This is a genomic window from Pseudomonas sp. URIL14HWK12:I6 (genome assembly GCF_000514195.1).
GTDB lineage: Bacteria > Pseudomonadota > Gammaproteobacteria > Pseudomonadales > Pseudomonadaceae > Aquipseudomonas > Aquipseudomonas putida_A.
Genome location: NZ_AZVL01000002.1, coordinates 498,255 through 508,366 on the forward strand (window position 1 = coordinate 498,255; position 10,112 = coordinate 508,366).

The 10,112-nt window shown below is 61.7% G+C and carries 6 protein-coding genes, 1 tRNA gene and 1 pseudogene; 1 reads left to right on the plus strand and 7 read right to left on the minus strand.

The window, feature by feature from the left end:
- Positions 1–40: 40 nt before the first annotated feature.
- From H043_RS0106010 to rimO, 3 genes are all read right to left on the minus strand, one after another.
- Positions 41–751 (minus strand): rRNA pseudouridine synthase, encoded by a 711-nt coding sequence (locus tag H043_RS0106010; RefSeq protein WP_027611094.1) that lies wholly within the window; start codon positions 749–751, stop codon positions 41–43.
- Between the two features lie 188 nt (positions 752–939).
- On the minus strand, positions 940–1,413 hold the full coding sequence (locus H043_RS0106015) for a GNAT family N-acetyltransferase (protein ID WP_027611095.1): 474 nt from the start codon (positions 1,411–1,413) through the stop codon (positions 940–942).
- A gap of 219 nt (positions 1,414–1,632) precedes the next feature.
- A complete protein-coding gene (gene rimO, locus H043_RS0106020) occupies positions 1,633–2,970 on the minus strand; it encodes a 30S ribosomal protein S12 methylthiotransferase RimO (protein WP_003222282.1) in 1,338 nt (445 codons plus the stop codon).
- A 289-nt stretch (positions 2,971–3,259) separates the two neighbouring features.
- Here rimO and H043_RS0106025 point away from each other — a divergent pair, with 289 nt between their 5' ends.
- A complete protein-coding gene (locus H043_RS0106025; RefSeq protein ID WP_027611096.1) occupies positions 3,260–5,161 on the plus strand; it encodes a potassium transporter Kup in 1,902 nt (633 codons plus the stop codon).
- 185 nt (positions 5,162–5,346) lie between these two features.
- Here the strand turns inward: H043_RS0106025 and H043_RS29610 are convergent.
- The 4 genes and pseudogenes from H043_RS29610 to H043_RS0106045 all read right to left on the minus strand — a co-directional run.
- A pseudogene (locus tag H043_RS29610) lies at positions 5,347–5,478 on the minus strand (DUF3077 domain-containing protein); the annotation flags it as partial.
- 338 nt (positions 5,479–5,816) lie between these two features.
- Entirely contained in the window at positions 5,817–7,109 is a 1,293-nt protein-coding gene (locus tag H043_RS0106035) for a virulence factor family protein (RefSeq protein WP_027611097.1), read from the minus strand.
- Positions 7,109–9,748, minus strand: a complete 2,640-nt coding sequence (mprF, locus tag H043_RS0106040; protein WP_027611098.1) for a bifunctional lysylphosphatidylglycerol flippase/synthetase MprF — start codon at positions 9,746–9,748, stop codon at positions 7,109–7,111. The genes H043_RS0106035 and mprF overlap by 1 nt, the downstream gene beginning before the upstream one ends.
- A 279-nt stretch (positions 9,749–10,027) precedes the next feature.
- A tRNA-Met gene (locus H043_RS0106045) sits at positions 10,028–10,104 on the minus strand.
- Positions 10,105–10,112: the final 8 nt, after the last annotated feature.

The following is a 10,112-nucleotide window of genomic DNA, read 5'->3' on the forward strand; positions in this document are numbered from 1 at the left end:
CGCAGGCGCGCTGCCGGAATGTGTGGCGGCAGTGGAAGCTTTAGAACTTCTCTTTGCCGGACAGGTAGCGCCATTGGCCCACCGGAACCTTGCCAATCGACACGCCGCCGATGCGGATGCGGCGGATGCCGATGACCTTCAGGCCAACCGCTTCGCAGAACTGCGCGATGATCCCCGGCTGCGGGTTCTTCATGGCGAAGCGCAGGCGGTTTTCGTTCTGCCAGCTGGCCTTGACCGGCGGCAGCTCCTTGCCCTTGTGGGTAAGGCCGTGCTGCAGGCGATTGAGGCCGTGGGCAACCATGTCGCCTTCGACCTCGACCACGTATTCCTGCTCGATCTTGGCCGCGTCGGCAGTCAGTTTGCGCAGCACTTTCCAGTCCTGAGTGAACACCAGCAGGCCGCTGGCCTTGGGCTGCAAATCGGCGCTGGCGGTCAAGCGCAGGAAGTGCCCGCGCAGCGGGCGTTTGCCGTAGCGGTGCTCGTCGCTGAGGGTGTCGGCGCTGAGCGACTGCATGGCGGTGTCGACATCCATGCCGGCCGGCACGTTGAGCAGAATCGTGACCGGCTCCGGCGCGGAGGCCTGAGCGTCCTTGTCGAGCTCGACCTTCTGGTCGCCGACCTTGAATTGCGGTTCGTCGATCACTTCGCCGTCCACGGTGACCCAGCCGCCCTCGATGAACAGCTCGGCCTCCCGGCGGGAGCAACCGACCAGTTCGATGAGGCGTTTGGAGAGGCGAATCGGGTCAGTCATGACAGGGCCGTAACAAAAAAGGGGTGGGCATTGTACCTGCCTGGCGCCGGTTAAGCCCGGTTCCATTTGCAGGGGTTCGCAATTCCTGTGGGAGCTGGCTTGCCAGCGATGGCATCACCTCGGTGCATCTGTCAGACCGAGTCGCCTGCATCGCTGGCAAGCCAGCTCCCACAGGGTTCTACGATGTGTCAGCCGTTACTTGAGCGCTGCTGGGTCTGCCGCAGGCGCATATGCAGCAACGGGTACGGCTGGCCCATGCCATCCACCTCCGAGCGGCCGATCACTTCAAAACCCTGCTTGAAATAAAATCCCAGTGCCTGCGGGTTCTGTTCGTTGACGTCGAGTTCATCGGCATTCAGATGTTGCATGGCGTAGTTGAGCAGTTTCTTGCCCAAGCCTTGGCCACGATACTCGGGATCGATGAACAGCATTTCGATCTTGCCCGCCGCCACCCCGGCGAATCCGGTGATGCGCTGGTTGGCGTCCTTGGTACAGATCAGCATCACCGCGTCCAGATAACGGGTGAGCACCAGATTGCGCAGCAACTCGATGTAGCTGTCCGGCAGAAAATCATGGGTCGCGCGAACCGAGGCCTCCCAGACCCGGGTCAGTTCCTGATAATCGCTGAGTTTCGGCGTGTGAATGACCGAATGCTGACGCATGCCCGATGGCCTCTTGTTCGTTTCAAGGGAGTCCTTCCCCCGGTAAACGATAGCCGTAAAAAAGCCCCGCATCTCGTAAAAAAGAGCGAGGCTTTTGATGACACGACTATCCCCTGTGGGAGCGGGCTTGCTCGCGAAAGCAGTGTATCCGTCGGCATATCCAGTGACTGATACACCGCCTTCGCGAGCAAGCCCGCTCCCACAGGTATTTTGTGGTGCTTAGATCTGCTCAGCCCACAGGTCGTATTCGTCAGCGTCAGTCACCTTGCACCAGACCTTGTCGCCCGGCTTGAGGTTGCTGCCGTTGTCGATGAATACGTTACCGTCGATTTCCGGGGCATCGAAGAAGCAGCGGCCGACGGCGCCTTGCTCGTCGACTTCGTCCACCAGCACTTCGATCTCGCGGCCGATGCGCATTTGCAAACGGGCCGAGCTGATCGCCTGCTGGTGCGCCATGAAACGCTCCCAACGGTCTTGCTTGACGTCGTCCGGCACTACTTCCAGGTCCAGATCATTGGCGGGCGCACCATCGACCGGCGAGTACTGGAAGCAGCCGACGCGGTCGAGCTGGGCTTCGGTCAGCCAGTTCAGCAGGTACTGGAAGTCTTCTTCGGTTTCGCCCGGGAAGCCGACGATGAAGGTCGAACGGATGATCAGGTCCGGGCAGATCTCGCGCCAGTTCTTGATCCGCGCCAGGGTCTTGTCTTCGAACGCCGGGCGTTTCATCGCCTTCAGCACTTTCGGGCTGGCGTGCTGGAACGGGATGTCCAGGTACGGCAGGATCTTGCCGGCGGCCATCAGCGGGATCAGCTCGTCAACGTGCGGGTACGGGTAAACGTAGTGCAGGCGCACCCACACGCCCAAGGTGCTCAGCGCCTCGCAGAGTTCGGTCATGCGGGTTTTCACCGGCGCGCCGTTCCAGAAGCCGGTGCGGTATTTCACGTCGACGCCGTAGGCGCTGGTGTCTTGCGAGATCACCAGCAGCTCTTTGACGCCGGATTTGACCAGACGCTGGGCTTCGTCGAGTACATCACCCACCGGACGGCTGACCAGTTTGCCGCGCATCGACGGGATGATGCAGAAGCTGCAGCTGTGGTTGCAGCCTTCGGAAATCTTCAGGTAGGCGTAATGACGCGGAGTCAGCTTGATGCCTTGCGGCGGCACCAGGTCGATCAGCGGGTTGTGATCCTGACGCGGCGGCACCACTTCGTGCACCGCGTTGACCACTTGCTCGTACTGCTGCGGACCGGTCACGGCCAGCACGCTCGGGTGTACGTCGCGGATGTTGCCTTCTTCCACGCCCATGCAACCGGTGACGATCACCTTGCCGTTTTCCTTGATCGCTTCACCGATCACTTCCAGCGACTCAGCCTTGGCCGAGTCGATGAAACCGCAGGTGTTGACCACCACCACGTCGGCGTCCTGATAGGTGGACACCACGTCATAGCCTTCCATGCGCAGCTGGGTCAGGATGCGCTCGGAGTCGACCAGTGCTTTCGGGCAACCCAGAGATACGAAGCCAACCTTTGGATTGGCCGGCGCAGGAGTGGTGGACATGTCTAACCTCGGTGTTTTGTGACGTCGCTTGCCGTGTGGGAAAGCCGAAGGATGGGCGCTTAGGGTGCGCCTCTGATCAAAAAGTGCGCAATTCTAGCGATGAGCAACGCACTTGACCAGCTTTATGCAGGGAAATACGACGAGTGCTGCGCTATGCTTCGCGCCGTTGAGCTTTACCAATTTTTTACAGTCAACAAAACGTCTGTAACAACAGGTAAAACAGCGCATGCTGCACCACAAAGCATAGTGCTTCATTCAAAGAAGCCGGTTCGAGAATCAGGAGTGTTGGATGGGTCAGGCAAGTAGTCAGGCGGCGGGCGCCGAGCATTCGGCTGCAAAACCGCTGAGCATGCTGGTCGCGGCAGTCGGGGTAGTTTACGGCGACATCGGCACGAGCCCGTTGTACACCCTCAAAGAAGTGTTTTCCGGCGCGTATGGCGTGCCCGTCAATCACGATGGGGTACTGGGTATTCTGTCGTTGATCTTCTGGTCGCTGATCTGGGTCGTTTCGATCAAATACATGATGTTCGTCCTGCGCGCCGACAACCAGGGCGAGGGTGGCATCATGGCGCTCACCGCACTGGCACGCCGTGCGGCGGGCAAGCGCAAGAGGTTGCGTTCGTTGCTGGTGGTTTGCGGACTGATCGGCGCGGCGTTGTTTTACGGCGACAGCATGATCACCCCAGCGATTTCCGTGCTGTCGGCGATCGAAGGCCTGGGCCTGGCGTTCGACGGCATCGACCACTGGGTGGTGCCGCTGTCGCTGGTGGTGCTGGTCGGCTTGTTTCTGATCCAGAGCCACGGTACGGCGCGGATCGGCATTCTGTTCGGGCCGATCATGGTCACCTGGTTCCTGGTGCTCGGCGCCCTCGGGGTGTATGGCATCAGCCATTACCCGGAAGTGCTGCATGCGTTGAATCCGGTCTGGGCGGTGCGTTTCTTCATGGTGCACGCCGGCATGGGCGTGGCGATCCTCGGCGCGGTGGTACTGGCGCTGACCGGTGCCGAAGCGCTGTACGCCGACATGGGCCACTTCGGGCGCAAGCCGATTGCCCGTGCCTGGTTCCTGCTGGTGCTGCCGGCGCTGGTGCTGAACTACTTCGGTCAGGGCGCGCTGCTGCTGGAAAACCCGGAAGCGGCACGTAACCCGTTCTACCTGCTGGCGCCGAGCTGGGCGCTGATTCCGCTGGTGGGGCTGTCGACGCTGGCCACGGTAATCGCCTCGCAAGCGGTGATCTCCGGCGCGTTCTCCCTGACTCGTCAGGCGATCCAGCTCGGTTACATCCCGCGCATGTACATTCAGCACACCTCCAGCGATGAACAAGGTCAGATCTACATCGGCGCGGTGAACTGGTCGCTGATGGTCGGCGTAGTGCTGCTCGTACTCGGCTTTGAATCCTCTGGCGCGCTGGCTTCGGCCTACGGCGTGGCAGTGACCGGTACGATGCTGATGACCACCATTCTGGTGTCGGCCGTCATGCTGCTGCTGTGGAAATGGCCGCCGGTCCTCGCGGTGCCGGTGCTGATCGGTTTCCTGCTGGTGGACGGTCTGTATTTCGCCGCCAACGTGCCGAAGATCGTGCAGGGCGGTGCATTTCCGGTGATCGCCGGTATTGCGCTGTTCGTGCTGATGACCACCTGGAAGCGCGGCAAGCAATTGCTGGTCGAACGCCTCGACGAAGGCGCGTTGCCGCTGCCGATCTTCATCAGCAGCATCCGCGTGCAACCACCGCACCGCGTGCAGGGCACCGCGGTGTTCCTCACTGCGCGCTCCGACGCCGTGCCGCACGCGCTGTTGCACAACCTGCTACACAACCAGGTACTGCATGAGCAAGTGGTGCTCCTGACCGTGGTCTACGAAGACATCCCGCGCGTACCGCCATCGCGCCGCTTCGAAGTCGAGGCCCACGGCGAAGGCTTCTTCCGGGTGATCCTGCACTTCGGCTTTACCGACGAGCCGGATGTGCCTCAGGCGCTGAAACTGTGCCATCTGGATGAACTGGACTTCAGCCCGATGCGCACCACCTACTTCCTCAGCCGCGAAACGGTGATCGCCTCGAAACTCGAAGGCATGGCGCGTTGGCGCGAGGCGCTGTTTGCGTTCATGTTGAAGAATGCCAACGGCAACTTGCGGTTCTTCAATCTGCCGCTGAACCGGGTGATTGAACTGGGGACGCAGGTGGAGATGTAGTCGCGCCCTAACTGGAAAGCCCCCGTCAGCTTCGAGGCTGGCGGGGGCTTTTTTGTGCCCGCACATAAACCTCAAGTCCACCACAAATCCCCTGTGGGAGCTGGCTTGCCAGCGATGAGTCCGGCACATCAAGAATCAATGTCGACTGACTCACCGCCATCGCTGGCAAGCCAGCTCCCACAAGGTTATGAGGTGGGTTCAGCCAGTTCGGCTTCAGATTCGGTCTTCGTCCGCGCAGGTCGCGGCATCAGCGCTTGGATCACGTCATCAATCAAGGCTTTGCCCATCACGGTCAGGTAATGCGCAGCCCAGGCGTGGTGCTGAATGGGTCAGCGACGTCCAGAGAGTATCTCGTCAAAAAACAGCGCAATAGAGCCGCAAAGCGCCCGAACACGAGTTTCGGAGTTTGCCTACAAGGTCTGTGGGCGTCATCTGATATTGCGAAACTGGAAGTAAACGAAACTAAACATCTGGCACAAGATTCCCTGTGGGAGCGAGCCTGCTCGCGAAGGCGTAGTGTCAGTCGACGAGTCTGTTAAATGACTCACCGCTTCGCGAGCAGGCTCGCTCCCACAGGGGATTTTGGTGGCGGCTGGAATGTAAAAAGCCCCCGCAACTGCGAAGTTGCGGGGGCTTTTTGTCCTGCCGGCTCAGATCACTCTGTCGGCTGATCCTTGCTCTGACGCTTCTCGATCAAGTCCACCAGACGCTTGGCCAGCGCCGGGTAGTTCTCGTCGAAGTGGTGGCCGCCGGGCAGTTTCACCGCTTCGCCGACTGCTGTCTTGTCGGTGCAGCCGCTTTCGTCGGTTTCTTCGGCGCCGTAGATGCACACAACTTTGGCCGCTGGCAGCTTGGCCATTTCCGGGCCGGTGGCGGCTTCTTTGCCAGCGTTGCCGAGCCAGCCTTCGACTTCGATTTCGAAGCTGCCGGTGCGGGCGAAGGCCAGCAGGATGATGGCGTCGACGCGTTGCTGCTCGGTGTCCGGCAGGCGGTTGTAGATCGCTGGCAGGACGTCGGCACCGAACGAGTAACCGGTCAGGATGAAGCGTTTGGTGCCCCATTTCTGCCGGTAGTGCTGCATCAGTTCGGTCAGGTCCAGCGCGCTTTGCTCGGGGCTCTTGTGCTGCCAGTAGTAGCGCAGGGTGTCGATGCCGACCACCGGGTAGCCAATCTTGGCCATCTCGCCCGCTACGTCGCGGTCGAGGTCGCGCCAGCCGCCGTCACCGGAGAGGAACAGCGTGACGGTGTCTTTGGCCTGACCGGCCGGCACTTCCACCACCGGGATTGCCAGACCGCCGTTGGCCTTGTCGCCGCCGACGAGGATCTTGCGCAGCTCGTTGTTCAGCACCTGCGGCAGGTTGATGTCGTAGTCGCTGATGCTGGTTTCGGCGTTCGGTTGATCGCGCACGAAACCGGCGCTGGTGTCGTCCGGGTTGTCGTTCCATGCCACCAGCCAATGGCCGTGGGCCGCGGATTTCGGCAGCAAGTGAGTGCAACCGGGTTTTTCCAGGGCCAGGTCTACCGAGATCGCCTGGGCCTTGTCGTCCTTCTGCTCGGACAGCCAGCGCCAGGCCAGCACGGCGCCAGGGCCGATACCGCTGACCAGCGTGGCCGGGCCATTCAGTTCGCGCAGGCCGGTTTGCAGGGCGCGGCTCTGTTGCAGGCAGTCCTTGGGCAGAATCACCTGAACGATTTGCGCCGAGGCGCTGCGGCTCAGGGTACTCAGTTGGTTGTCGGTCAGCTTCTGGTCGTCATTGACCGCGACCAGCACCTGCGCCTTGGGCTGGGTGCCGGGAATGACGCGGGTCATGACCGTGCCGTCGGCGGCCGTCAGTGGTTGCAGAGTCGGTTGCGGTGCCGGGCGTTTGAGGTACCAGTAACCGCCGCCGGCAATCACGGCCAGCACGATCAGTGCGGCCAGGATGTACTTCAGGGAGCGTTGAATCATCAGCGTTTCACCAATCCAGTCAAGCCGCCCGCGATCAGGGCAGCAGTATCGGCCAGCGCCACCAGCGGATCGAGTCCGGCGGGCACTGCCATATAACGGGGTTCCCAGTCAGGCTGGAACTTGTCTTTGAAGCGGCGCAAGCCTTGGAAGTTGTACAGCTGCTCACCACGGCGGAAGACCATCGAGCCCAGACGCTGGGTCAGCGGTGCACCACGTCGGGGTTGCAACCCCGACAACGGCACCATGCCCAGGCTGAAGCGCGCGTATCCGTGACTCTTATAGTGTTGAATCAAACCGACCATCAGGAATTCCATGGTCAGCTTGGGGGCGTCCGGGTGCGAGCGCATCAGGTCGAGACTGGCCAGGTCATGGCTGAAAGTCTCGAGCAGGTTGGCGAACGCCACCGGGCGACCTTCGAAGCGAATCACCGCAATGCGGAAATGCTTCAGGTAATCGTCGCTGAACCGACCGAGGGAGAAACCTTTCTCGCGCACGTTCTTGCCGGTCAGCCACGCATCGGAAATCACTTTCAACTCGTCCATCGGCGCCTGGCCCGGCTCGTGGATTTCCAGCGACAGACCATCGCGGGTACCACGGTTCCAGGTGTAGCGCAGGTCCTTCATCTCTTTGCCCTTGGCTTCCAGGTCAAAGCGCTGCAGATCGACCCGGGCTTCTTCGCCGAGCTTGATCGCGGTCAGGCCGATGTCCATGTAGTACGGCAGGTTTTCCGCACGTACCTGATAGAACACCGGGCGAGCATGATGGATGTCGCACAGGTCGCGGAACTGCCAGATCATCTCGGCGCGTTGCTGGCCGGGGCCGATCGGGTCGTACAGCGCCACCAGGCTGCGGCCACGGCGGGCGTACATCAGGAAGGCTTCGTCGTTCTGGTGAAACAGCAACGCCTTGTCACCGGTCAGCGCGAGGCCGCCATCGGGTTGCGACGAAGCCATCAGGATTTTCGCGGCGCGATCCAGTTCGTCCGGGGTCGGCAGGTGGATCACCGGGCGCGCGGTACGCAGCAGCCAGGTCAGGGCGATCACCAGCAACAGCACGGCGGCGCCGAGCAACGAACGCAAGCCGCGCGGGGCGTCTGCGTCGAGGGTGAACTGCCACCACAGTTGATGGCTGTAAGGCACGTCCTGATAGGCGAACAGCAGCAACCACGTCGAGGCGCCCAGGACGCAAAGGCTGGCCACCAGATACAGCGGCGAGAAGGGCAGTTCGGTCAGGCGACTCGGGCGATAGAACGAACGACGGAACACTCCCAGCAACGCGGCGGTGAGTGTCATCAGCGTGGCTTCTTCCCAGTCGAAGCCTTTGAGCAGCGAGAGCAGGGCGCCGACCAGCAACAGAATGGTGGTCAGCATCCACGCCGCCGACAGGCGCCGGCGCAGGCCCTGCGCCAGCATCAGGCACAGTACGCCGATCAGGCTGGCGCCGAAGTGCGAGGCGTCAACCAGACGATGCGGAATCAGAAAACCGATGTGTTCGAGACGGGTATCGATCTCCGGGGTCGCGCCGGAAAACAGCAGCACCACGCCGGACAGAAACACCAGCACCGCCAGAATCGGCGCGGCCAGACCGGATGCGGCGCGCATGGTCTGGGTCTGGAACAGGCGCTGGCCTTCGTTGATCAGCAAGAACAGGCAGGCTACCAGCAGCGGCAGCACCACATAGATCAGACGATAGAGCAACAGGGCGGCGGCGAGTGGCGCGGCCCCCAAGGTGTCGGCGAAAGCGGCGAGCAGGATCGCTTCGAAGACCCCGACACCCCCCGGTACGTGGCTGAGGACGCCGGCGGCCAAGGCCAGCAGGTACACCAGCAGGAAGGCGCCGAACGGCGGGGCTTCCGGCAGCAGCAGATAAAGCACGGTGGCCGCTGCGGCGACGTCGAGGGCGGTGATGATCAGTTGCAGGAAGGTCAGGCGGCGGCCGGGCAGGCGCAGCGTCCGGCGACCGGCCCTGACCAGCAGGTTGTCGCGGTACGGTTGCTCCGGCAGGCGGCGGCGATAGATTCCGATCGCCAGAATCGCGCCGAGACCCAGCACCACCATGGCAATCGTGCCGAGCAGGCCTTCCGACAGGCCCAGTGCGGCGGAGGCGGCGGGCAGGTCGCTCAGGGTCGCGAGAGCCGCCAGCGGTGGCAGGGCGCAACCCAGCGACAGGCTGGCGAACAGGGTCATGTGCGCGACTTCTGAGGCGCCCAGCCCATGGCGTGCATATAAACGGTAGCGCACCGAGCCGCCGGACAGCAGCGACAGGCCGATGGCGTTGCCAATCGCAAATGCGGTGAAGCCGCCCAGCGCCAGAGTGCGCGGCGGCAGTGTCACGCCGGCATAGCGGCTGGCCGACCATTCATAGCCCAGCAATATGATGAAGCCGGCCACCGTTGCACCCAACGCACCGAGCAGGGCCGGTTTCGGCACCGCCAGGATCGAGTCATGCAGGGCATACAGATCGAGTTCGCTCAGCAGGTGGCGACAGGCAATCAGCGCAATGGCAAACAGCAGCAACGTGACCGCCAGACCGATCGGCTGGCGATATTTGCTCAACCGATCCAGCAAGCGCAGGCGCTCGGGTTTGATCGGATGTTCTGCTGTGACGGTGTCTTGTGAATCAGACGAGTTGGCGCGCATCAATCACCTCTTGGATTGTGCGCGACAGGATGGAGGTATCCAGCCAAGTTACCAATCCCTGTAGAAAAAAATAATCACAAAATACTACGCCTCTCATCCGGGATCGGCGAGGGCGGGTCATGGATTGCAGACGTCTTGCCTGCGACTCAAGCATAGTCGCAACTCGGTCGGTCTGATGATCCTGAGCGTTTCACTGCAGCGTGACAGATCATTGTTGCGAAAGGACTTTTTCCACAGATACAAAAAAGGCCACTCTTTCGAGCAGCCTTTTTTGATGTTTGGTTGCGGGAGCCGGATTTGAACCGACGACCTTCGGGTTATGAGCCCGACGAGCTACCAGACTGCTCCATCCCGCGTCTGTGTG